This window comes from Pseudoblastomonas aquimaris (assembly GCF_035481675.1).
Lineage (GTDB): Bacteria > Pseudomonadota > Alphaproteobacteria > Sphingomonadales > Sphingomonadaceae > Alteriqipengyuania_B.
Window position 1 is genome coordinate 556,268 of sequence record NZ_JAYJJW010000001.1, and the last position, 23,322, is coordinate 579,589.

21 protein-coding genes are annotated in these 23,322 nt (G+C 64.8%); 13 read left to right on the forward strand and 8 right to left on the reverse strand.

The annotated features are described in order from the left end of the window. The 4 genes from tyrS to cysK all read left to right on the forward strand — a co-directional run bounded on the left by tyrS (nucleotide 1) and on the right by cysK (nucleotide 3,941). The gene (gene tyrS, locus VCJ71_RS02695; RefSeq protein ID WP_324638895.1) at nucleotides 1-1,233 is read left to right on the forward strand and encodes a tyrosine--tRNA ligase; all 1,233 of its coding nucleotides are present in this window, start codon (nucleotides 1-3) and stop codon (nucleotides 1,231-1,233) included. 92 nt (nucleotides 1,234-1,325) lie between these two features. Next, nucleotides 1,326-1,664, forward strand: coding sequence for a PilZ domain-containing protein (locus VCJ71_RS02700; protein WP_324638897.1), 339 nt, complete (start codon nucleotides 1,326-1,328; stop codon nucleotides 1,662-1,664). A gap of 97 nt (nucleotides 1,665-1,761) precedes the next feature. Beyond that, nucleotides 1,762-3,027, forward strand: coding sequence for an MFS transporter (locus VCJ71_RS02705; protein ID WP_324640857.1), 1,266 nt, complete (start codon nucleotides 1,762-1,764; stop codon nucleotides 3,025-3,027). After that, complete coding sequence (gene cysK, locus VCJ71_RS02710) at nucleotides 3,024-3,941, forward strand: cysteine synthase A (RefSeq protein ID WP_324638898.1); 918 nt, start codon at nucleotides 3,024-3,026, stop codon at nucleotides 3,939-3,941. Before VCJ71_RS02705 ends, cysK begins: the two co-directional genes overlap by 4 nt. A gap of 69 nt (nucleotides 3,942-4,010) precedes the next feature. On the opposite strand, the gene VCJ71_RS02715 is transcribed toward cysK, so the two are convergent. The 4 genes from VCJ71_RS02715 to VCJ71_RS02730 all read right to left on the reverse strand — a co-directional run bounded on the left by VCJ71_RS02715 (nucleotide 4,011) and on the right by VCJ71_RS02730 (nucleotide 7,815). Further along, nucleotides 4,011-5,816, reverse strand: coding sequence for an acyl-CoA dehydrogenase C-terminal domain-containing protein (locus tag VCJ71_RS02715; RefSeq protein ID WP_324638899.1), 1,806 nt, complete (start codon nucleotides 5,814-5,816; stop codon nucleotides 4,011-4,013). Between the two features lie 52 nt (nucleotides 5,817-5,868). Beyond that, entirely contained in the window at nucleotides 5,869-6,318 is a 450-nt protein-coding gene (locus VCJ71_RS02720; protein ID WP_290135128.1) for a MerR family transcriptional regulator, read from the reverse strand. A 31-nt stretch (nucleotides 6,319-6,349) separates the two neighbouring features. After that, nucleotides 6,350-6,721, reverse strand: a complete 372-nt coding sequence (gene hisI / locus VCJ71_RS02725) for a phosphoribosyl-AMP cyclohydrolase (protein ID WP_324640858.1) — start codon at nucleotides 6,719-6,721, stop codon at nucleotides 6,350-6,352. Nucleotides 6,722-7,041: 320 nt separating this feature from the next. Continuing rightward, nucleotides 7,042-7,815: a ComF family protein gene (locus VCJ71_RS02730; RefSeq protein WP_324638902.1), complete on the reverse strand. Its 774-nt coding sequence runs from the start codon at nucleotides 7,813-7,815 to the stop codon at nucleotides 7,042-7,044. Nucleotides 7,816-7,890: 75 nt separating this feature from the next. Between VCJ71_RS02730 and VCJ71_RS02735 the strand changes: the two genes are divergently transcribed. Further along, nucleotides 7,891-8,661, forward strand: a complete 771-nt coding sequence (locus tag VCJ71_RS02735; protein ID WP_324638904.1) for a class I SAM-dependent methyltransferase — start codon at nucleotides 7,891-7,893, stop codon at nucleotides 8,659-8,661. A gap of 10 nt (nucleotides 8,662-8,671) precedes the next feature. On the opposite strand, the gene ppdK is transcribed toward VCJ71_RS02735, so the two are convergent. The 3 genes from ppdK to VCJ71_RS02750 all read right to left on the reverse strand — a co-directional run bounded on the left by ppdK (nucleotide 8,672) and on the right by VCJ71_RS02750 (nucleotide 14,538). Continuing rightward, nucleotides 8,672-11,329 carry a pyruvate, phosphate dikinase gene (gene ppdK, locus VCJ71_RS02740; protein WP_324638906.1) on the reverse strand — a complete coding sequence of 886 codons (2,658 nt, stop codon included), beginning with the start codon at nucleotides 11,327-11,329 and terminating at the stop codon, nucleotides 8,672-8,674. A 135-nt stretch (nucleotides 11,330-11,464) separates the two neighbouring features. Beyond that, nucleotides 11,465-13,630, reverse strand: a complete 2,166-nt coding sequence (gene glyS, locus VCJ71_RS02745; protein WP_324638907.1) for a glycine--tRNA ligase subunit beta — start codon at nucleotides 13,628-13,630, stop codon at nucleotides 11,465-11,467. Next, nucleotides 13,627-14,538 carry a glycine--tRNA ligase subunit alpha gene (locus VCJ71_RS02750; protein WP_324638910.1) on the reverse strand — a complete coding sequence of 304 codons (912 nt, stop codon included), beginning with the start codon at nucleotides 14,536-14,538 and terminating at the stop codon, nucleotides 13,627-13,629. Before VCJ71_RS02750 ends, glyS begins: the two co-directional genes overlap by 4 nt. Nucleotides 14,539-14,680: 142 nt before the next feature. Between VCJ71_RS02750 and VCJ71_RS02755 the strand changes: the two genes are divergently transcribed. The 7 genes from VCJ71_RS02755 to VCJ71_RS02785 all read left to right on the forward strand — a co-directional run bounded on the left by VCJ71_RS02755 (nucleotide 14,681) and on the right by VCJ71_RS02785 (nucleotide 20,499). Then, on the forward strand, nucleotides 14,681-15,730 hold the full coding sequence (locus VCJ71_RS02755) for a TraB/GumN family protein (RefSeq protein ID WP_324638911.1): 1,050 nt from the start codon (nucleotides 14,681-14,683) through the stop codon (nucleotides 15,728-15,730). A 69-nt stretch (nucleotides 15,731-15,799) separates the two neighbouring features. Continuing rightward, a complete protein-coding gene (locus VCJ71_RS02760; RefSeq protein ID WP_324638912.1) occupies nucleotides 15,800-16,714 on the forward strand; it encodes a TraB/GumN family protein in 915 nt (304 codons plus the stop codon). Further along, on the forward strand, nucleotides 16,714-17,607 hold the full coding sequence (locus tag VCJ71_RS02765) for a TraB/GumN family protein (RefSeq protein ID WP_324638914.1): 894 nt from the start codon (nucleotides 16,714-16,716) through the stop codon (nucleotides 17,605-17,607). Before VCJ71_RS02760 ends, VCJ71_RS02765 begins: the two co-directional genes overlap by 1 nt. 129 nt (nucleotides 17,608-17,736) lie before the next feature. Further along, entirely contained in the window at nucleotides 17,737-18,435 is a 699-nt protein-coding gene (locus VCJ71_RS02770) for a 50S ribosomal protein L25/general stress protein Ctc (RefSeq protein WP_324638915.1), read from the forward strand. Between the two features lie 93 nt (nucleotides 18,436-18,528). Further along, nucleotides 18,529-19,098: an aminoacyl-tRNA hydrolase gene (gene pth, locus VCJ71_RS02775; protein ID WP_324638916.1), complete on the forward strand. Its 570-nt coding sequence runs from the start codon at nucleotides 18,529-18,531 to the stop codon at nucleotides 19,096-19,098. Then, entirely contained in the window at nucleotides 19,098-19,676 is a 579-nt protein-coding gene (locus VCJ71_RS02780) for a hypothetical protein (RefSeq protein ID WP_324638918.1), read from the forward strand. The genes pth and VCJ71_RS02780 overlap by 1 nt, the downstream gene beginning before the upstream one ends. Before the next feature lie 133 nt (nucleotides 19,677-19,809). Further along, nucleotides 19,810-20,499: a cistern family PEP-CTERM protein gene (locus VCJ71_RS02785; protein ID WP_324638920.1), complete on the forward strand. Its 690-nt coding sequence runs from the start codon at nucleotides 19,810-19,812 to the stop codon at nucleotides 20,497-20,499. A 51-nt stretch (nucleotides 20,500-20,550) separates the two neighbouring features. Here VCJ71_RS02785 and VCJ71_RS02790 read toward each other — a convergent pair whose 3' ends face one another. After that, entirely contained in the window at nucleotides 20,551-22,068 is a 1,518-nt protein-coding gene (locus VCJ71_RS02790) for a tetratricopeptide repeat protein (protein WP_324638921.1), read from the reverse strand. 103 nt (nucleotides 22,069-22,171) lie between these two features. Between VCJ71_RS02790 and ychF the strand changes: the two genes are divergently transcribed. Beyond that, nucleotides 22,172-23,272 (forward strand): redox-regulated ATPase YchF, encoded by a 1,101-nt coding sequence (gene ychF, locus VCJ71_RS02795; protein WP_324638922.1) that lies wholly within the window; start codon nucleotides 22,172-22,174, stop codon nucleotides 23,270-23,272. Nucleotides 23,273-23,322 lie beyond the last annotated feature (50 nt).

A 23,322-nucleotide genomic window follows, 5' to 3' on the forward strand; every position in this document is an offset into this window, starting at 1 on the left:
ATGAGCAGCTACCACTCCGACCTGATGCGCGTCCTGGAAGGGCGCGGATATATCCACCAGACGACCGACGCGGGCGCCCTCGATGCGCTTGCGGCAAAGCAGGTTGTGCCGGGCTATATCGGCTTCGACGCGACCGCGCCGTCGCTCCATATCGGCAGCCTGGTGCAGATCATGATGCTGCGCCGGCTCCAGCAAACCGGGCACAAGCCGATCGTGGTTATGGGCGGCGGAACAACCAAGATCGGCGATCCCAGCGGCAAGGACGAAAGCCGCAAGATGCTGACCGCGGCGGATATCGACGCGAACATTGCGGGCATCCGCACCGTGTTCGAACGGCTTCTGACATTCGGGGACGGCCCGACCGATGCGGTGATGGTCAACAACGACGAATGGCTCAGTGAACTCGGCTATATCAAGCTGCTGCGCGATGTCGGGCCGCATTTCACGGTCAACCGGATGCTGACGTTCGATTCGGTAAAGCTGCGGCTCGACCGGGAACAGCCGCTGACTTTCCTCGAGTTCAATTACATGATCCTGCAGGCGTACGACTTCGTCGAACTGGCGCGCCGCTACGACTGTCGATTGCAGATGGGCGGCAGCGATCAGTGGGGCAATATCGTGAACGGGATGGAGCTCGGCCGCCGGATGGAAAGCCGCGAGCTGTTCGGCCTGACGACGCCGCTGCTTACGACCGCCGACGGGGCCAAGATGGGCAAGACCGCATCGGGTGCCGTTTGGCTCAACGAAGAGCAGCTGCCAGCTTACGATTTCTGGCAATACTGGCGCAACGTGGACGACCGTGACGCAGGGCGTTTCCTGCGCCTGTTCACCGATCTCCCGCTGGACGAGATCTCCCGACTGGAGGCGCTGGAAGGCAGCGAGATCAACGCTGCCAAGGAGTTGCTCGCCAACGAAGTGACGGCATTGGTGCGCGGCCGCGAGGCTGCCGAGGCCGCCGCGCAAACCGCGGCGCAAACCTTTGCCGGCGGCGGAATGGGTGACGACCTGCCCGAAGCGACCGTGCCGCCCGAAGGCATGCCGATCGTCGCCGCGTGCACAGCGCTCGGCTTCACCGCCTCCAACGGCGAGGCGAAGCGCAAGGTCGCGGAAGGCGCCGTGAAGCTAGACGACGAGCAGGTTTCCGATCCGCGGCACCAGGTGACGTTGGGCAGCGGTGAAACGGCTCGCCTCAGCCTCGGCAAGAAGAGGCACGGCATCCTGCGCGGCGCGTAAGTCCTCTTACCGGACGGTTTCCCCGCAGTTTACCGTTTGTCAGTCAATGCCGTGCATACCCCATCCCCAGCCACTTGTACGGGGAGCAGACAGTGTCGGCAGGAGCACAACTTTCGGTAACGGACCAGCGCCGTTCCACGCGTCATCCGGTGGACCTTCCGGTCATCGGTGAGCATCGCGCCAAGGGCGATATGCAGCTGCATATCACAAATATCTCGGCCCACGGTTTCATGATCGACGGTGCTGCCGATATCGATCGCGGCGACCGCGTGGTGATCCGCCTGCCGGATATCGGCCGGATCGAGGCGCATTGCATCTGGATTGCGGGCGAACGGTCCGGCTTCCAGTTCGAACGCATCCTGCGGCTCGACGATTTCAACACGATGATCAAGACGGTCCAGCCCAACCCGCGCCTGCGCCGCCGGCGCTGACAAGTTGCCCTTCGCCGCCCGATAGCGGCGGCGACTTCACAAGCGCCCGGCGCGGTGCCATGGCGCGCAGGTGAGCGCCAAGCCTTCCCCTTTCCGCATAGGTAATTTCCGCGCCTACTGGGTAGCCCGGCTTTCGATGACGCTGGCGCAATACGCCATGCTGCTGATCATCGGATGGCAAACCTACAACCTCGCCCGCGACGGCGGCATGGACGTGGGCGCGGCCTCGGGACAGCTGGCCCTGATCGGGCTTTTGCAATTCTTGCCGCTGTTCGTGCTGACGCCGTTCTCCGGCCTAGCCGCCGACCGGCTCAACCGCCGGGGCGTGGCGCAGATGACCATCGCCTTGCAGATGGTGTGCGCGGGCAGCCTGGCCGCGCTGTCGTGGTTCGACCTCATCAGCATTCCGTGGTTGTTTGGCATCGCGGTATTCCTCGGCATTGCGCGCGCTTTTAATGGCCCAGCCCTGTCCGCCCTCGCCCCCAACCTGGTGCCGAAAGAGATCCTTCCGACCGCCATCGCCCTGTCCTCCATCGCTTGGCAGAGCGGAATGATCGTGGGTCCAGCCATCGGCGGGTATCTTTACGTCGTCGACCCGGCGATGCCTTATGTCGCGGCCTTCGCGCTGTTCGCGATCGCGCTGCTGTCGCTCGGCTTCATCGGCCACGTGCCGCGCACGCCGATTGCCGGCGCCCAGAGGCCGATCGGGCAAGTGGTCGATGGTCTCAAATACGTGGTCCGCAACAAGATGGTGCTCGGCGCCATTACGCTCGACCTGTTCGCGGTCTTCCTGGCCGGGGCGACCGCGCTGTTTCCGGTATTCGCCCGTGACATCCTGCAAGTCGGCGCGACGGGCCTTAGCCAGTTAGCCGCTGCGCCTGCCGCCGGTGCGGCGATAACCGCGCTGTTCTTCTCGTTCCGCCCGCTGAAGACGAACGTCGGGCCCAAGATGTTGATAGCAGTGGCGGTATTCGGGCTGGCCACCATCGGCTTTGGCTTCTCGCGTTCCATGACGCTCAGCCTGGCGCTGCTGTTCGTCGTCGGCGCGGCGGACATGTTCAGCGTCTATATCCGCCAGTCGCTGATTCAGCTGCACACGCCCGACGAAAAGCGCGGCCGGGTCTCCGCGGTTTCGCTGCTGACAATCAGCGCATCCAACGAATTCGGCGATTTCTTCTCCGGTACGCTCGCTTTTATCATCGGCCCGGTCGCCGCAGTCGTGACCGGCGGCGCCGGCGCGATACTAACCGTGGCCTTGTGGGCATGGGTGTTCCCGGTGCTGCGAAAGACCCGGACCTTCGACCCGCCCGATGCGTTGCAAGAGCAGACCGAAACGAAAACAAAGCAGGAGCAACTGCCATGAAAGCCGACACCATTCTCGCCACCATCGGCGGCACCCCGCACATCCGCCTCGGCCGGATGTTCCCGGACCACGAGGTCTGGGTGAAGAGCGAACGCGCCAATCCCGGCGGATCGATCAAGGACCGCATCGCCCTCGCCATGGTCGAGGATGCGGAAAATTCAGGCCAGCTGAAGCCGGGCGGCACGATCATCGAGCCCACCAGCGGCAACACCGGCATCGGCCTCGCCATGGTCGCCGCGGTCAAGGGCTACAAGCTTGTGCTCGTCATGCCCGAAAGCATGAGCATTGAACGCCGCCGACTGATGCTGGCCTATGGCGCAAGCTTCGACCTTACGCCGAAGGAAAAGGGCATGAAGGGCGCCATCGAGCGTGCGAGCGAGCTGGTCGAGCAGACGGACGGTGCATGGATGCCGAGCCAGTTCGACAACGAAAGCAATTACAAGGTGCACACCCGCACCACCGCACAGGAGATCATCGAGAATTTCCGCGATACGCCAATCGATGTGATGATTACCGGCGTGGGTACCGGCGGCCACATCACGGGCTGTGCGGAAGAGATGAAGAAGGTCTGGCCGGACATGAAGGCCTATGCCGTCGAACCGCAGGGCTCCCCGGTGATCAGCGGTGGTCAGCCGGGTCCCCACCCGATCCAGGGCATCGGCGCGGGCTTCGTTCCGGAGAACCTGCATACCCAGTCCATCGACGGTGCTATCCAAGTCGATCCCGAAGACGCGAAGGAGATGGCTCGCCGCGCCGCGCGCGAGGAAGGCATGCTCGTCGGCATTTCGAGCGGCGCGACACTGGCCGCGATCGCACAGAAACTGCCGGACTTGTCCGCCGGTAGCCGTGTGCTCGGGTTCAATTACGACACGGGCGAGCGGTACCTCTCGGTGCCGGACTTCCTGCCCGAGTAAATTCGCGGCGGAAGAAAAAAGGCCGGCTCCCGTCACCGGGGCCGGCCTTTTCACTGTTTGTCGCCGTGATCAGGCTGCGGTGGCGAAGGCGTCTTCGCCCAGTTCCATCATCGCTTCGCTGCCGGCCTCGATCTTGCGGCGCAGGGCGCCTGCATCGGGCAGGTAGCGTTCGGCGAAGTAGCGGGCGGTCACCAGCTTGTTCTGGTAGAACGCCGCATCATTGCCGCCTTCGGCAAGCTTGGCCTGCGCCACGCCGGCCATCTTCAGCCACATGGTGCCGAGCGCCACGATGCCCATGATGTGCATGTAGTGGTGCGCGCCGGCGCCCAGGTGGTTGGGGTTCTGCATTGCGTTCTGCATGAACCACATAGTTGCCGCCTGCTGTTGGCCCAGCGCCTTTTCCAGCGCCTCTGCCAGCGGAGCGAGCTTCTCGTCTTCCTTGCCCTTGGCGATCTCCTCGCCCACGAACTTGAACCACGCCTGGATCGCCCGGCCGCCGTTCTGACCCAACTTGCGACCGCACAGGTCCATCGCCTGGATGCCGTTCGTCCCTTCGTAGATCTGCGCGATGCGGGCATCGCGGACGAACTGTTCCATGCCCCATTCGGCGATGTAGCCGTGGCCGCCGTAGACCTGCTGCATGTTGGTGGCGACTTCATAGCCCTTGTCGGTGCCGTAGCCCTTGATGACCGGGGTCATCAGGCTGATGAGGTCGTCGGCAGCCTGCCGCTCTTCCTCGGTCTGCGCCTTGTGGCTGAGGTCCTGCTGCAGCGCGCCCCACAGGATCAGCGCCCGCATACCTTCGTTGAAGGCCTTGCCGTCCATCAGCATCCGGCGCACGTCTGGATGGACGATGATCGGATCGGCCTTTTCCTGGGGATCGGCCGGACCGGTCAGCGCGCGGCCCTGGCGGCGGTCGGTCGCGTAGGTAACCGCGTTCTGATAGCTGACCTCTGCCTGCGACAGGCCCTGCACGCCGACGCCGAGGCGGGCGGCATTCATCATGATGAACATGGCGGCGAGGCCCTTGTTCTCCTCGCCGACCATCCAGCCCTTGGCGTTGTCGTAATTGAGGACGCAGGTCGAATTGCCGTGGATGCCCATCTTGTGCTCGATGGACCCGCAAACGACGCCGTTGCGATCGCCCAGCGAACCGTCGTCGTTTACGAGGAACTTGGGCACGATGAACAGCGAAATGCCCTTCGAACTGTCCGGCGCGCCCGGCGTTTTCGCCAGCACCAGATGGATGATGTTTTCGGTCAGGTCGTGCTCGCCGGCCGAGATGAAGATTTTGGTGCCGGTGATGGCATAGCTGCCGTCGGCCTGCGGTTCCGCCTTGGTGCGGATCATGCCGAGGTCGGTGCCGCAATGCGGTTCGGTCAGGTTCATGGTACCGAGCCATTCGCCCGCGACCATCTTGGGAAGGTATTTTTCCTTCTGTTCCTGGCTGCCCTTGGCAAGGATCGCATTGATCGCACCGGTGGTGAGACCAGGGTACATGCCGAACGCCTGGTTGGCGCTGGAGATGAATTCCTCGATCGCGAAGCCGATTACGTGCGGGAGGGCTTGCCCGCCGAACTCTTCCGGAGCGGTGAGTGTGCCCCAGCCTGCCTCGCGGAACTGGTCGAACGCATCCTTGAAGCCGGTCGGCGTGGTGACTGAGCCGTCCTCGTGCCGGGTGCAGCCTTCCTCGTCACCGACCCGGTTGAGCGGCGCAAGCACGTTGGACGTGAACTTGCCCGCTTCGTCGAGGATCGCGTCGACGAGGTCGGGGGTTGCGCCTTCGAAACCCGGCAGGTTGGTGTAATTTTCGAGGCCCAGCACATCGTGCATCAGGAAACGCGTGTCGCGGGTGGGGGCGGTATAAGTCGGCATCAATCGGCTCCTGGAAAGAAGTCAGTAGTCGGGGGTTTAAAGAGCCCTCGCCTCAGTCGCGTTTCTGCGGGAGGTCGAGCGCTTCGATGGTGGAAACGAATTCGGTCAGCTCGGCGATCGAGGAATCGATGTCCTCGCGCTGGCGCTTGAGCTTCTCGATCTTGTCGGTGCAGCGTTCCACGGTGACGCGGCGCTGTTCGACGCGGCCGTCGCCGAGATCGTACAAGTCGATCAGTTCGCGGATTTCGCCGAGGCTGAAGCCCACATTCTTCGCCCGCATGATCCATGCCAGCCGCGCGCGGTCGCGCTTCGAATAGATGCGCGTCAGGCCGACCCGCTGCGGGGCGATAAGGCCTTCGTCCTCATAAAAGCGGAGCGCACGCGCGGTGACGTCGAACTCGCTCGTCAGGTCGGAGATCGCGTAATTCTCGCGCCCGCTTGCGTCGGGGCGTTCGAGATGGGCGCGGCCATGCGGATGGAGTTTTGCAACGCTGCTTGCCATGCAGCCCTTGTAGCTATCCTTTACGTAAGCGTCAAGACTTCACCTTTCGGAGAGCGCCGTCTTCCAGCCGGCGATAGAAACAGCTGGTCGCACCGGTATGGCAGGCAGGGCCGGCGGGCTCGACGATCAGCAGCAACGCATCCTGGTCGCAGTCCACGCGAATCTCCTGCACCATCATGGTGTTGCCCGACGTCTCTCCCTTGCACCACATTGCCTGCCTCGAACGCGACCAGAAGGTGGCCATGCCGCTGTCACGAGTGGCGGCAATCGCATCTGCATTCATGTGCGCGACCATCAGGATTTTGCCGGAACCGGCCTCCTGAACGACTGCGGTGACCAGCCCGTCGGCCCCGAACTTGGGCATGAATTCGCTGCCCTGCTCCGTGTCGTCGCTGTCCGTCATCATGCGTATTCTCCTGCTTCGCTGCCGTAGCGTCTTGTTGCACGATAACAACAGCGTGGTCCCAAAATCGAAGCCAGATCTCTTTGCCGCTTTGGCTTTTCGCCGACGCGTGGAAGAACCGCCTCACCGCTTCGAGAGGGGCGTCCACTGAGGGCCCGAACAGGGTTCAGGGGGAGAAGGCAGCGGCATTCTATGCCGCGCCACAATGAGGGATCTGGCCCGGCGATCATAGGGGGTGGTCGCCACGCTGACACAGCGGGCCAATCAAGATTCGTCACGTTGCGCCCGGGCCTTGTCCCGGGCGCTTCTTTTTCTGGCAGTCACATCGGCGGCGGCACGCGCTCGGAATGGGGCAAGGCCTCGTCGAGGACCCGGGCGAAGCAGGCGATCGTCACCTGCTCCGCGCCCGCTTTCTTGAGCGCGCGAACACAGGCCTCCGTCGTCGCGCCGCTCGTCAGCACATCGTCGACGAGCACGACATCGCGGTCCTTGAGTCGCGCCGCCCAATTCGGCGCCACGATGATCGCTCCCTGCAAAGCTTTTGCCCGCTGCTTTCTGGATAGCCCGCCGAGCGAGGGCGTTGGCCGTGTCCGTCGCAATGCGTCGAGAGCGAGCGAGGCGCCGCTCATGCGCTCGATCTCGCGTGCCAGCAGGGCGGACTGGTTGAAGCCGCGTTGCCACAGGCGGACGCGGTGGAGCGGGACAGGCACCAGCAGCGTGTCTTCCGGCAATGCCCCAAGCCGGCGCAGCATCAGCCGGGCCATAAGCCGCGAAAGGGCGATCCGCTTGCCGTGCTTGAAGGCGAGCACCAGCTTGCGCGAGGCATCGTTGTAGAGCGTGGCGGCTGCGATGCCGTCATGCCGGGGCGGGTGGGCCAGACAGACGGCGCAGGTCATCCCGTCCTGCGCACCAGGCCCCAACGGTCGCTGGCAATATGTGCAGCTCGGGTCGCCGGGAATCGCAAGCTCGCCCCAGCAAGGCTGGCATAGTCCGCCCTGCTCCCCGGTCGCAGCACCGCACAGCGGGCAGCGCGGCGGATAGACGAGGTCGACCACCGGTTTCAGCGCGTCGCCGATGGGCCTCAGCATCTGCATCGGCCCATCTGGCCTGCTTCGCTCTCGTGTGGCAAGCCTTGTCTTCGGCCTTGCATCGGGGCATCCGCCGGTGTCATGGCCACTGCCCCGCCCCGCATCTTCGATCCCGCCCGCCGCGCCGCGATCCGCCGCCGCATGGCCGCTCTGCAGGCCCGCACCGATGCCCCGCGTTACCTGATCGGCGAGATGGTCGAGGATGTGCTCGAACGGCTTGCCTTCCTCCGCGTCGAGCCCGGTCGGGCGCTGGTGGTCGGCGACTGGACCGGCGACCTCGGCCGGGCGCTGGCGGGGCAAGGCTTCGCCGTCACAGCGACCGATCCGGTGCTGGCCGAAGTGCCCTTGCAAGAGGAGCAACCCTATCCCGAAGGCGGTTTTGACCTCTGCGTATCGCTGTGCACGCTCGACACCGTCAACGACCTGCCGGGCGCGCTCGTCCACCTGCGCGCCACGCTGGCGCCCGGTGGCCTCATGATCGCCTGCTTCCCTGCCGCCGGCAGCCTTGCCAAGTTACGCCGGATCATGCTGGCGGCGGAGCCCGAGCGGCCCGCGGCGCGGATGCACCCGATGGTCGACACGCGCGCCGGGGCGGAGCTGCTGCAGCGGGCGGGCTTTGCCGATCCGGTAGTCGACAGCCATGCGCTGGACGTGCGCTTTTCAAGCCTGCTCGGCCTGGTGGCGGACTTGCGCGCGCAGGGCCTCTCCGCCGCGCTGGCCGACCGGGCGCCGATGCTCGGCCGCCCTGCCCTTGCCCGGGCACGGGCCGAGTTTGCCGCGCTGGCCGATCCGGACGGCAAGCTGGCAGAACGCTTCGAAATCCTGACCCTGAGCGGGTGGCGCAAATCCTGACCCAGAGGGCCTAGCCGAGCGCCGCCTGCGCTGCGGCAAGCCGCGCAATTGGCACGCGATAGGGGCTGGCCGACACGTAATCGAGCCGCTGGGCTTCGCAAAACGCGATGCTGGCCGGGTCGCCGCCGTGCTCCCCGCAGATGCCGAGCTTGATGTCGCTGCGGGTCGCCCGACCCCGCTCCGCGGCCAGTGCAACCAGTTCGCCCACACCCTCCACATCGAGGCTGACGAAAGGGTCGCGCGGGTAGATACCCTTGTCGACATAGGCGCCGAGGAAGCTCGACGCGTCGTCGCGGCTGACGCCCAGCGTGGTCTGGGTGAGGTCGTTGGTGCCGAAGCTGAAGAATTCGCCTTCTTCGGCGATTTCCCCGGCCCTCAGCGCGGCGCGCGGCAATTCGATCATCGTTCCGACGAGATAGGCGACCTCGCGTCCCTTCTCCGCGAACACCTCCCTGGCAACACGGTCGACCAGCGCGCGCATCAGCGCCAGTTCGCGGCGTGTGGCGACCAGCGGGATCATCACTTCGGGCAGCGGTGCCTCGCTGGCTGCGGCAACGTCGCACGCCGCTTCGAAGATCGCCCGCGCCTGCATCTCGTAGATTTCGGGATAGGTTACACCGAGCCGGCAGCCGCGATGGCCGAGCATGGGATTGAATTCATGCAGTTCGGCGGCGCGGCGCTTCAGATGGTCAACTTCCAGTCCGGTCGCCCCGGCCAATTCCTCGAACTCCGCGTCGGCGGAGGGGAGGAATTCGTGGAGCGGGGGGTCGAGCAGGCGGATGGTGACCGGCAAGCCTGCCATTGCTTCGAAAATGCCGGCAAAGTCGCTGCGCTGTTCGGGCAAAAGCTTGGCGAGCGCCTCGCGCCGCCCGGCCTCGCTGTCGGCGAGGATCATCTGCCGGACCGCGCTGATGCGTGCGGCGTCGAAGAACATGTGCTCCGTCCGGCAGAGGCCGATGCCTTCCGCGCCGAATTGGCGCGCCATGCGGCAGTCCGCGGGGGTTTCCGCGTTGGCGCGCACGCGCATTCGGCGATGGCTGTCGGCCCAGTCCATGATCGTGCCGAAATCGCCGACCAGCTCGGGCTCGATGGTCGCCACTTCCCCGGCCATGACCTGCCCGTTCGCCCCATCAAGCGTGATGTGGTCGCCTTCCTTGAGCTCGCGTCCGCCGATCCTGAGCGTGCGCGCCGCCATATCGATCGACACGCCGCTCGCGCCCGACACGCACGGGCGGCCCATGCCGCGCGCCACCACGGCCGCATGGCTCGTCATCCCACCGCGCGCGGTCAAGATCCCCTGCGCTGCATGCATGCCGTGGATGTCTTCGGGGCTGGTTTCGACGCGCACCAAGATGACCTTGTCGCCCTTCCCCGCGCGCTGTTCCGCCGTATCGGCGTCGAGCACGATCACCCCGCTCGCCGCCCCGGGAGAGGCCGGAAGGCCCGTCGTCAGCACATCGCGCCGCGCATCGGGATCGAGCGTGGGGTGCAGCAGCTGGTCGAGCGCCATGGGATCGATCCGCTTCACCGCCGTCCGTTCGTCGATCAGGCCTTCGCCGACCATGTCGACCGCCATCTTGAGCGCTGCCTTCGCGGTGCGCTTGCCGGTGCGGGTCTGCAGCATCCACAGCGTGCCGTCCTGCACGGTGAATTCGATGTCCTGCATGTCCTTGTAGTGGCGTTCCAGGAGGTCGAACACGCGGGCAAGCTCGGCATAGGCATCGGGCATCGCCTCTTCCATGCTGAGCGGCTTGGCCCCCGCCGCCTCGCGCGCGGCCTTCGTCAGGTACTGCGGCGTGCGGATGCCGGCGACCACGTCCTCGCCCTGCGCGTTGATCAGGAACTCGCCATAATAGGCTCGCTCGCCCGTCGCCGGGTCGCGGGTGAAAGCAACGCCAGTGGCGCTGGTGTCGCCCATGTTGCCGAACACCATTGCCTGCACGTTCACCGCCGTGCCCCAGTCGGCGGGGATGCCGTTCAGCCGGCGGTAGACCTTGGCGCGTTCCGCATCCCAGCTTTCGAAAACGGCGGCGATCGCACCCCACAGCTGTTCCTGAGGGTCCTGCGGAAACGGCTTGTCGTGCTCCGCCGCGACGATGGCCTTGAACTCGCCCACCAGCGCCTTCCAGTCGGCGGCGGTCATTTCGGTGTCGGAGTAGAAGCCCTGGTCTTCCTTGGCGATTTCCAGCGCCTCTTCGAACAGGCCGTGGTCGAGGCCCATGACGACATCGGAATACATCTGGATGAAGCGGCGATAGCTGTCCCAGGCGAACCGTTCGTCCCCGCTGGTGGCGGCAAGCCCTTCCACCGTTTCGTCGTTGAGGCCGAGGTTGAGGACGGTGTCCATCATGCCCGGCATCGAGACCCGCGCGCCGGAGCGGACGGATACGAGCAGCGGGTCTGCCGGATCGCCGAAGCGCTTGCCGACGGTGCGCTCCACATGGGCCAGCGCCTCGGCCACGTCGCTGCGGAGCCGGTCGCTAAACGCCTCGCCTTCGTTGAGGTAGCGGACCGATTCCTCGGTGGTGATGGTAAAGCCCGGGGGCACCGGCAGCCCGATGCTGGCCATTTCCGCCAAGTTCGCACCCTTGCCGCCGGTGACGGTCTTGTCCTTCTGGCGCGGATCGTCGTACGCCGCGTCACCGCCGAAATGATAGACCGTATTCATTTATCGTCGAACCTTCCTGAACCGCCGGCGTGACGAAGTTGACACCGTGTCAACTTCAGCCCCGCCTCTCAAGTTACTGATTTATAAATTCTTTCCCATTTGAAACCGGGGGTGACGCCGAAAAAGGGCCGCCCCCTACCCCTCGATCTTCGAGAAGTCCGCAACATTGTTCACCGCAGCACGGAACCGCGCAAGCAGGTCCAGCCGCGCCGCGCGCTTATCCGGGTCCTCGTCATTGACCGTCACCTCTTCGAAAAACGCGTCGATCGGCGCGCGCAAGCTGGCGAGTGCGGCCATCGCATCGGCAAACCGCTCCTCCTCCACCGCGGCGGCGGCTTTCGGCTCCGTCTCGTCGAGCGCGTCGATCAGGCCCTGTTCCGCCTTTTCGGGCGTGTAGGAAAGCGCCCGGGCAGGCGCGTGCAACTGCGCATCGACGACGGCGCGCATGTCCGGATCGTCGACCAGCGCCAGCGGGTCTTCCTCGCCCGTGTGCGGCTCCAGGTCGGCGCCGCCCTGCCAGCCTTCCTTCTTGAGGATGTTGGCCGCGCGCTTGTAGCCGGCGAGGAGATTGGCGCCGTCTTCGGCACCGAGGAATGCGGCGAGCGCCCTAGCCCTGGCTTCGACGCGGTCCACGCGACCGTCGGTATCGCTGCCGGTCCGCCAACTGCGCGAAGCCTCGATGAAGTCGTACCTTACGCCTTCATCGCGCAGCTGAACGGCGAGTCGCTGAAAAAGAAAATCAGCGACACGAAGGCCGAGGCTGCCTTCACTATCGTCACCTGACCACGCACGCGCCACACTCGAAAACTCGGCCTTGAGTCCGTTTTTCTGAGCAATTTGGAGATACCCGAGAGCCGCGCGCCGCAAGGCGAAAGGATCTTTTGAACCGGTAGGCAGCAAGTCGACCCTGAAGAAACTTAAAAGGTTGTCCAGCTTATCCGCCAAGCTGACCGCCACCGTCACCGGCGCGTTGGGCACCTCATCGCCCTGTCCGACCGGCTTGTAGTGATCGCGGATCGCGTCGGCGACTTCATCGGGCAGGCCTTCGGCGCGGGCGTAATAGCCGCCCATCAGGCCTTGGAGTTCGGGAAACTCGCCGACCATTTCGGTGACGAGATCGGCCTTGGCGAGGCGTGCAGCCTGTTCGGCCATGTCCGCATCGGCGCCTTTGACCACGCCTTGCTCGACCAGCCAGCGGGCCAGCTTCGCCACACGCTCGACCTTGTCGGCGACGGTACCCAGCTTTTCGTGAAAAGTGATGCGTGATAGGCCATCGGCGTGTTCGGCGAGCGTCTTCTTGCGGTCGACGTCCCAGAAGAAGCGTGCGTCGGACAGGCGGGCGGCGAGGACCTTGCGGTTGCCGTCCACGATGGCCGCGCCGCCATCCTCCGCCTCGATATTGGCGGTGCAGATGAAGGCGTTGGCGAGTTTGCCCTGCGCATCTTCGCACACGAAGTACTTCTGGTTCACCCGCGCTGTCAGCTGGATCGTCTCCGGCGGGACCTCGAGGAAATCTTCTTCGAACCGGCCCAGCAGCGGGATCGGCCATTCAGTGAGGCCGGCGTTCTCGATCACCAGCCCCTCGTCCTCGACCAGCTTGAGGCCAGCTTCTGACGCGACCTGCGCCGCGCCGGTCCGGATCAGGTCCTGCCGCTCCTCGTGATCGACGATGACATGCGCAGCGCGCAGCTTCATCGCATAGTCGTCCGCCCCGCCGATGGTGATGTCGCCCGAATGGTGGAAACGGTGGCCGAGCGTAACCGCACCCGAAGTGACGCCGTGCACTTCGCACTCGACGATCTCAGTGCCCAGCAGCGCGACGATGCCTGATAGCGGGCGGACCCAGCGCAAGCTCTCGGTGCTGATCGAGGCCGCCCCCCAGCGCATCGACTTGGGCCAGCTGAAATCGCGGACGATTGCGGGGATTGCGGACGCGAGCAGGTCCTTCGTCGCGCGGCCCGGGATGTTCTTTACCGCGAAATAGGTATCGCGGCCCTTCACGTCGCGGACTTCGAGATCGCCCTTTTCGACGCCGGCCTTGCGGCAGAAGCCGTCGAGGGCCTGGTCGGGTGCGCCCACGGGCGGGCCTTTCAGCTCCTCGCTGACCGCCTCGGTGGCTTCCGGCAAACCGCGCGCAATCAGCGCGAGGCGGCGCGGGGTGGACCAGACGGTGATATCGCCTGCCGAGACGCCGGCTGCATCCATCTCGCGGCGGAACAGTTTTTCAAACTCGGCGCGCGCGCCGGCCTGCATGCGGGCGGGAATTTCTTCGCTGCGCAGTTCGAGGAGGAAGTCGCTCATTTGGACCACTCCGGATATTTCTCGGCCCACACGGGCGCTTCCTTTGCCATGTGCGCTTCACAGCTTCCGCGCGCGAGGTCGCGGACGCGGCCCATGTAGCTGGCGCGTTCCTGCACGCTGATCACGCCGCGCGCTTGCAGCAGGTTGAAGATGTGGCTGGCTTCCACCGCCTGCTCATATGCCGCGATGGGCACTTCATTCGCGAGCGCGTTCCTGCACTCAGCTTCGGCCTTGTTGAACAGGTCGAACAGCGCATCCGTCTCGGCGACCTCGAAATTCCATTTCGACATCTGCTTCTCGTTCTCGAGGAAGACGTCGCCGTAGGTCACGCCCTGCCCGTTGAAGTCGAGATCGTACACATTGGCGACGCCTTGGATGTACATCGCGAGGCGTTCGAGCCCGTAGGTCAGCTCGCCTGCGACCGGCTTGCAGTCGAAGCCGCCCATCTGCTGGAAATAGGTGAACTGGGTGACTTCCATCCCGTCGCACCAGACTTCCCAGCCCAGCCCCCATGCGCCCAGCGTCGGGCTTTCCCAGTCGTCCTCCACGAAGCGGATATCGTGCTTCAGCGGATCGACGCCGATGACGCGCAGGCTCTCCAGATAGAGGTCCTGGATGTCCGGCGGGCTCGGCTTCAGGATCACCTGGTACTGGTAATAATGCTGCAGGCGGTTCGGGTTTTCGCCATAGCGGCCGTCGGTCGGGCGGCGGCATGGCTGCACGAACGCCGCGTTCCACGGCTCGGGCCCCAACGCGCGCAGCGTGGTCGCGGTGTGGAATGTGCCCGCGCCCATGCGCATGTCGTAGGGCTGGAGGATCAGGCAGCCGTGCGCCGCCCAGAAATCGTGCAGCGCGAGGATCATGTCCTGGAAGGACTTTTGCGGATTGCGTTCGACTGGTGTGCTCATTTCGCGTGGGGCAATGGCTTACGGGCGAAACAGCGTCAATGCCGCAGCGCACAATCCAGCCATTCCCCCGCGATGCGGAGCCTCTGGACGCGCGAAGTGCGAGCACTTAGGCTGCCTGTCGAATAGATAGGGGCAGGCGTCGATGAATTTACGGATCGCGGTAACGGGATTGCTTGGCACCCTGCTAATGCCGCTCGGCGCAGCGGCGCAGGATGTCGCCGATGTCGAAACCGCAGAAGCCGTCGCGGTCGAGCTCGTGGAGGCCGGGCCGCATCCCGACCTTGCGCAGGATTACGAGCCCGATCCCGCCCTGTGGGTGCTTTCGGACCACGACACCACGATCTACCTGCTCGGCACCTACCATGCCCTGCCCCCCGGCTTCGAATGGCGTACCCCGCTGCTCGACCGGATCATGAAGTCGGTGGACGAATTGGTCCTGGAAACAAGCGACGCGGACGCGGGCGGTCAGAAGCAGTATACCCTCACCGCGCGCATCATGGACAGGCCCGCAAGCGGCAAGGCCGCCAGCATCGCCGCGCGCCTTTCGCCCGAGGCGCGCGAGAAATGGTCGATGCTCGCCCGCACTACCGGCATCGGTGAGACGATGCTCGACCGGATGCCGCCGCTCTCGATCGTGTTCATGCTCGACGGCATGGGCGGCGACATGAGCGATTTCCGCGATTCGCTGGGCGTTGAAACCATCCTGACGCGCGATTTCCAGCGCATGGGCAAGCCGATCGGCTCGATCGAGGACAGCGTCGGGGTGATGACAAACCTGATGGCGATCGACGAAGCCCTGTGGATCGCCTCGCTCGACGAAGACCTGCGCGACTGGGATGGCGAGGATATCGCCACGCTGTTCAGCAACGGCTCCCATTTCGGGAACACGTCCGCCAACCGCCGACCCGACATCACCGGGATCGCGGCGGAGAACGCGTTCTATTCCGAACACATGTGGGCCAAGGGATACGGCGATATCGACGACATGGTCTTCGGCGACGGCGAACTCGGCCGCACCTTCCGCCGCGTGCTGCTGGAGGACCGCAACCGCGCATGGTCGTTCTGGCTGGCCGACCGGCTGGAGCGCCCCGGCACGCTACTGGTCGCGGTCGGATCGGCCCATTTCGGCGGCGCCGATTCAGTCCTCGCCATGCTGCGCGAGCGCGGCCTCGAGGCGAAGCGGATCAACTAGAACAGGTTCGCCTCGTCGCCATCGGCCGTCTTTCCCGTCACATGACGAACAGCTACCCAGGATCGCACTATGAAAACCCTCTTCAACACGCTCGCATACGGTATGGCTGCCTTCGGCTTGGCCGTAGCGCCTGTCGCAACCGCGCAAGACACTGTCCCGGCTGAGGTCTATGCTGTCGCTCCTGCACCTTCGGGCCCGGCCCTGTGGTCCGTGTCGGACGAGGACACGACGATCTACCTGCTCGGCACCGTCCACCTGCTGCGTCCGGAAACCGAATGGTTCCGTCCCTATATCGCCGAGGCGCTGGATTCTTCCGATGAGGTGGTGACGGAGGTGTTCGCCAGCGAAGTCGAAGCCGCAGGTCCTGTTGCGATGCAAAAGGCGATGCTGCCTGAGGGCACGACGCTGCGCAGCCTGATGAACGACGAAGATCGCGCCGAGTACGAAGCCACGCTCACCGCGCTCGGAGTGCCGGTGGAAACGTTCGACCCGTTCGAGCCGTGGTTCGTCGCGATCAACCTGCAGATCGCCCCTCTGATGGCGGCCGGTTTCGATCCGTCGGCGGGTGTCGAAACCCAGATTGAAGCACGCGCTCCGGCGGCGGCCACTCGCTCTGCGCTGGAGACGGCAGCGTTTCAGATCGACATGTTCGATAGCCTGCCGATGAAATCGCAGCTCGAATACCTCGATTACAACATCGAGAATTTCGCAGAGTCCGTGACCGGGCTGGATGCATTGGTCGGGGAGTGGATCGAAGGGGACGATGACGGTGTATACACGCTGCTGGTGCCCGGCCTCGTCAACGCGACGATCGCCAAGGCTGTCCTGGCCGACCGCAACGCCAACTGGGCGCAATGGATCGAAGAAAGGCTCGACCGGCCCGGCACGGTCTTCATCGCCGTGGGTGCTGGCCACCTCGTCGGCGACTACAGCGTCCAGGCGCAACTGGGCAGCCTTGGATTGACTGCCGAGCGGCTTCACTGATGTCGTTTCGCGCCGCCCTTTCCGCCTTGCTGGCAGCGTTGCTGCTCGCAGGTTGCGGCGGGGCGGCGCGCGAGGACGAACGGCTGTCCGGCAGCGACGGTCCGGCCTTGTGGGAAATCCGCAAGGACGGAGCGCTGGAGGGTTGGCTTTTCGGGACCATTCACGCCCTTCCCGACGGGACCAGCTGGCGGACCGACCGCTTCGATGCGGCCTTCGACGCGTCCGACCTGCTGGTGCTGGAAATTACCGAGTACGACGGTAGTTTCGACCGTGACGAAGCCCTGCAACGCCTCGCTATCACGCGCGGCATGCCGCTGCCCAGCCAGCGCCTCGACAAGGAAGACCGCCCTACCCTGCGCAGCGCCTTTGCGGAGGCCGGGCTGGACGAGCGGGAATTCCGCGATGTCGAAAGCTGGGCGATCGCGCTCAGCCTGTCTAGCGCCCTGTCCCGCGCGGACCCGGCGAACGGGATCGACCGCAAGCTTTATGGCGAGGCGCGCAACCGCAAGAATTATCCCGTGGTCGCTCTCGAAGGTGCCGAACGCCAGCTCGGCATATTCGACCGCCTGCCGAAAAGCGCGCAGCTCGCCCTGCTGGAAGGTGTGGCGGCTGAAGCGGAGGCGGAAAGCGACGAGGATGGCCGCGTCGAACACTGGCGCACGGGCGACTTGGTCAAGCTGGAAGGCGAGATCTCCTCGGGTTACATGGCGCAGCCGCTACTGCTCGCCGCCTTGCTCAATGACCGCAATCTCGACTGGGTGCCGCGCATCGCGACCTTGTTGGAAGCCGGTCCGAAGCCCTTTATCGCGGTGGGCGCCGGCCACATGCTCGGCGACAAGGCACTCGATCGCCTGCTGGCGGAAGCAGGGTACGAGGTGGTGCGCATCCAGTAGGGCGGCGGGCCCGTCACAAGCCTTGCTTTTGCGCCTCATGCCGCTATAGCGCGCCGCTTCCCGCCATGGTCATCCCTGGAGGCGTGGTGAGGGAAGCATACCAACAAAGCTTTTCGAAAGGTACGTGACATGAGCGACGCTCTGACCCTGCCGGCCGAGACGCGCGATCGGGCTGGCAAGGGAGCCTCCCGTGCACTGCGTCGCGAAGGCCGTGTCCCCGCCGTGATCTATGGCGGCAAAGAAGAACCCATTGCAATCCACGTCGAGGAGAAGGAACTGGTCCGTCAGCTGATGACCGGCCACTTCATGAACTCGCTGGTCAACATCGAAATCGGCGGCGGCAAGCCGGCGCGCACGATCCCCAAGGACGTCGCGCTGCACCCGGTCACCGACCGTCCGATCCACGTTGACTTCCTCCGTCTGGGCAAGGGTGCCAGGATCGTCGTCGAAGTGCCGGTCGTCTTCATCAACGAAGAAGCCAGCCCCGGCCTCAAGAAGGGCGGCGTGCTCAACGTGGTCCGTCACGACCTGGAACTCGATTGCGAAGCGGACAAGATCCCCTCGGAAATCGAAATCGACGTCACCGGCAAGGAAGTCGGCGATTCGATCCACATCAGCGAAGTCACCCTGCCGGACGGCGCGACCAGCGCCATCACCGACCGCGACTTCACCATCGCGACGCTCGTCGCCCCGTCCGCGCTCAAGCGCAGCGAGGGTGAAGAAGGCGAAGACCAGACCGGCGAAGGCATGGAAGCGGGCGAAACCGCTGCCACCGAGCAGGGTCCCGACGACGACGCTGCCGACGAGCAGGAAGCGAAGAGCGAATAAGCGCTTCTCGCATACGGAAAAACAAGGCGCCGGGCTTCTCCAAAAAGAAGCTCGGCGTTTTGCTTTTCGGGGCAGTCTGGCTAGGGGGCAGGCATGCAAATCTGGACCGGCCTCGGCAATCCCGGCGAGAAATACGCCATGCACCGGCACAATGTCGGCTTCATGGTGTGCGACGTGCTGGCGGAAATGCACGGCTTCGGCGCGGTGCAGAAGAAGTTCTCGGGCTGGGCGCAGGAAGGCCGCATCGGCGGCGAGAATATCCTGCTGCTGAAACCCGCTACCTATATGAACGAAAGCGGCCGCGCGGTGGGCGAGGCGCTGCGTTTCTACAAGCTCGGCCCCGATGCCCTTACCGTCTTCCATGACGAGCTCGATCTCGCCCCGTTCAAGGTAAAAGTGAAACAGGGCGGCGGGACGGCGGGCCACAACGGCCTGCGCAGTATCGATCAGCATATCGGGCGCGATTTCCGGCGCGTGCGCATCGGCATCGGCCATCCGGGGCACAAGGACCGCGTGACCGGCCATGTTCTCGGCAATTATGCCAAGGCTGAACAGGACGCTCTCGTCCAGTTGCTCGGCGCGATCGGGGCGGAAGCGGAATGGCTCGCCCGCGGCGACGATCCGCGTTTCATGAGCGAGATCGCGCTGAGGATGCAGGACTGATGTACCCCTTCGATTACATCGTGCTGTTTTTCGCCATCCCGGTCGGCCTGGCGCTGGCGGAGATGGCACAGGGCCTGGCGCTCGCCTTGCGGCGCCGGCAGAAGTTCGCGATCGGGATGCTGACGCCGCTGCTCGTGCTGTTCCTGCTTATCCTCACCTCGCTGCTGATCGAAAGCTTCTGGGATTTCCGCGAGCGGCTGAATGTCGATGCGCCGGTCATTTTCGCAGGTTTCGTTTTCACCTACGCCTTCTACGTAGCGGCCTCCTTCGTCTTCCCGGAGGATTTTGAGGAAGGCGTGTCGCTCGACGACTGGTTCATGGCCAAGCGCGCCTATTCGCTGGGATGGACGTCGATCCTCGTGCTCGGGTTCTTCTTCACCTATGTCGGTATGACGGCCGGTGAGAAGGTGAAATATCCGGTGATCGCCGGCCTCGTCGTGGCGACATTCTTCGCGATCATCTTCTTCCCCATTATCGCCGCTCTCCGGGCGAAGACAGTGCGCGGCGCAACGATCGCGATGGTGGTGCTAAATGTGGTTTATATCCTCGGTGCCGCCGCATTGGTGATGAGCCGCTAGGCTGTCGGCCCGCTTTACATTTTGCGGCCCCAATATGGCTCGTTAACCCTCGCAAGCTAAGCAATCCCTCGTTTGGCACGAACGGTGCTTCGTATCGCGTAAACCATGCATTGCGCATCGGGGGGTACTTACGATGATCCGTCTCCTTTCCACTGCTGCAGCCCTGTCGCTGATTGTCGCCACGCCTGCACTGGCTACGCCGATCACGCTGGACGAGAGCAATGTCGGCGAAAGCTTCACGCTATCGTATGACGGGTTCTCCGACGGCACGACGATCGACGGGCTTGGTGCGGAAGCGACCTTCACGCTGACCGGCGTGACCGACCACAGCTTCACTTTCGACTACGCGGTAACCAACACCACCGACAGCGGTTTGACTTCACGCATTTCCAGCTTCGCCTTCAACACTGATCCGGACATCGCCAGCGCATCGAGCACCGGCGCGTTCAACTACACGCTGACGGATTCAAACTATCCGAACGGCATCGGCAACGTGGACGTCTGCTTCAAGGCGGCGCGAACCAATTCCTGCGCGGGCAACCGAGGCGGTGTGAGCGAAGGCAACACCGGCACCGGCAGCCTGACGCTGAACTTTGCCGACATCGTCGACTCGATTTCACTGAGCGATTTCTTCGTGCGCTACCAGTCGATCACCGGCGCAGGCCACGTGTCCTCGGCCAGTGGCGCGGGTACGCCGACTTCGACCTCGACTTCCACGACCAGCGGCACCACCGTTCCGGAACCCGGCATGCTTGGCCTGTTCGGCGCCGGCCTGCTCGGCCTCGGCCTGATGCGCCGCCGCCGCAAGCCGGCAGTCGCCTAGGCTTCAGCCAATAATCGACAGGGGAAACGGCGCCGGGCTTTCGGCGCCGTTTCAGTTTGTGCGCTCGGCCTCGGCGAGGTGGCGCTTGATTTCCGCATTCCCGGGGGCGAGCCGCGCGGCCTTGCGCAGCAATTCCAGCGCCCTCGCGCGGTCACGTCCGGTTTCCAGCATGAGAACGGCGGCCGTGTCGAGTACGGCAGCATTGTCGGGGGCGAGCCTGACCGCGCGCGCCGCGTAATCCAGCCCTTCCCCGGCCTTGCCCGTCCGGCCCAGCGCATAGGCGAGGTTGTTGAGGACCATGGCATTCTTGCCGTCCGACATGGCGAGGACATCGCGATAGGCAGCCACCGCCTCGCTCCAGTCGCTATCCTGCAAGGCGCGGTCGGCGGCTGAAAGCCGCATCGCGAAGCGCTGTCCGCTCGGTAACGCCGCGCGCCCCGCGAAAGCGGCAGCTCGCGGGTCGCCCGTGGCCCGCGCTGCACGGGCCAGCAAGGAGAGCTCCGGCCCGCTCGCATCGCCGCGGCCCGCCACGGGCTCGAGGGTTTTCAAGGCCCCTGCCCTGTCGCCCGCATCATATTGCACCTGTGCCAGCAACAAGCGCACGTCGCGCTGGCCCGGATAGCGCCGCAGCAGGGGGACGAGCCGGGCGCGGGCGAGTTCGCCGAGGTCGAGCTGCTTCAGCGCCTGCGCGTAAAGCAGGTCGGCCTGCGGCATATCTGCCAGCTGCCCTTCACGCGATTGCAGGATATCCCGCACCTCGTTCCATTTCTCGCGTTTCGCCGCGATAAGCGCTGCGAGATGAGCCGTGTCGAGCCGCTCGTCCTCACCGGCGAAACCTTCCAGTGCCGAGGTGGCTTCATCGAGCTTCCCCGTTTCCGCCAGCATCGCGACATGGCCAATATTGGCGGCCCGGTTGCCGGAATTCCTGGCGAGAGCCGCCTTGAACGCAGCCAGTGCGTCGGCGGGTCGTCCCTGCGCGGCATGGATCTGTCCGTCGGCGAGCAGGACGTCGAACGCATCTGCATCCTCCAGCTTGGCGCGCTCCACGAGGTCGCGCGCCTGCCGGCGATTGCCGCGGGCGAGTTCGAACCGGGCATATTCGGCGAGCAGGCGGGCTTTGGGTCCGGAGGCGCTCGTCCCTTCGACGAAGCGAGCCTCCGCTCCGGCCACATCACCCAGCGCCAGTTTCGATAGGGCCTGTATCCGCTTTGCATCGGCCGTGCCCCATCCTTCGACCGCTTGCCATGCGCGTTCGGGCATGCCGCGCACCAGTTCCGCCTCGCCGGTCATGATCCGCACCTGAGGATCGCTGATGTCGAGCTGCCTGAGGGTCTGCAACGCCCCCTCCCCGTCGCCAAGCTCGAGCTGCGTGCGTGCAAGCAACATCAGTAGCTCCGCATCGCCCGGCTTGTCCTTCAGCGCGGTGACGAGGTCGAGCTTGGCCGCAGCGAAGTCGCCTTGCGCCATCGCGTCCTCGGCGCGCTGGGCACGATCGGCCGGACTGAGCGTGCAGCCTGCCAGCAGGGTGGCAGCAGCGATTGGGGCGAGGAAACGGGCGCGACAATTCATGGCCCGCGAATACCGCAAACCGTCTAAGAAACGGTGAAGCTGGCATTTGCCGTGCCGCGCGGCTAAGCGGCGCGCCAACAGCTTTCGAAGACAGGAAAACGCCATGGGATTCCGCTGCGGGATCGTCGGCCTGCCCAATGTCGGCAAGTCGACCCTATTCAATGCCCTAACCGAAACGCAGGCCGCCCAGGCCGCGAACTATCCGTTCTGCACGATCGAGCCCAATGTCGGCCAGGTCGCGGTACCTGACAAGCGGCTCGATGCCATCGCCGAGATTGCGGGTTCCAAGAAGGTCATTCCGACGCAGCTGGGCTTCGTCGATATCGCCGGCCTCGTGAAGGGTGCGAGCAAGGGCGAAGGCCTCGGCAACCAGTTCCTCGGCAACATCCGCGAGGTGGACGCAATCGTTCACGTCCTGCGCTGTTTCGAGGACGACGACATCCAGCACGTCAGCAACAAGGTCGATCCCATCGCCGATGCGGAAGTGGTCGAGACCGAGCTGATGCTGGCGGACCTCGAAAGCCTGGAAAAGCGCGTTCCCAATGCGGAAAAGCGCGCCACCGCGGGCGACAAGGAAGCGAAGATTACCGCCGCCGTGCTGGGCCAGGCGCTGCAACTGCTGCGCGACGGCAAACCTGCCCGCCTGACTGAGCCGCAGGACGACGAGGAGGCACGGGTCTTCCGGCAAGCACAGCTGCTCACCGCAAAGCCGGTTCTCTATGTGTGCAATGTCGCGGAAGAAGATGCGGCAGAAGGCAACGCGCTCTCCGCAAAGGTGTTCGAAAAGGCTGCTGCCGAGGGTGCGCAGGCCGTGGTGGTGTCGGCCGCCATCGAATCCGAGCTGGTCGAGATGGAGCCGGAAGACCGGGGCGAGTACCTTGCCGAACTGGGTCTCGAGGAATCGGGCCTCAGCCGCGTAATCCGGGCCGGTTACAGGCTGCTGGGCCTGCAAACCTTCTTCACCGCCGGTCCCAACGAAGCGCGCGCGTGGACTTTCCCCGATGGTGCGAAGGCCCCGCAGGCTGCAGGCGAGATCCACACCGACTTCGAACGCGGCTTCATCAGGGCCGAGACCATCGCCTATGACGACTATGTCGCGCTGAAGGGCGAGGCCGGGGCGCGCGAGGCGGGTAAGCTGCGGCAGGAAGGGAAGGAATACCTCGTGCAGGACGGCGATGTCCTGCTCTTCAAGTTCAACGTCTGAAATTCCTCGGCACCATTCGCGCCCCGGCCCGTTGGGCATCCAAACAGGGA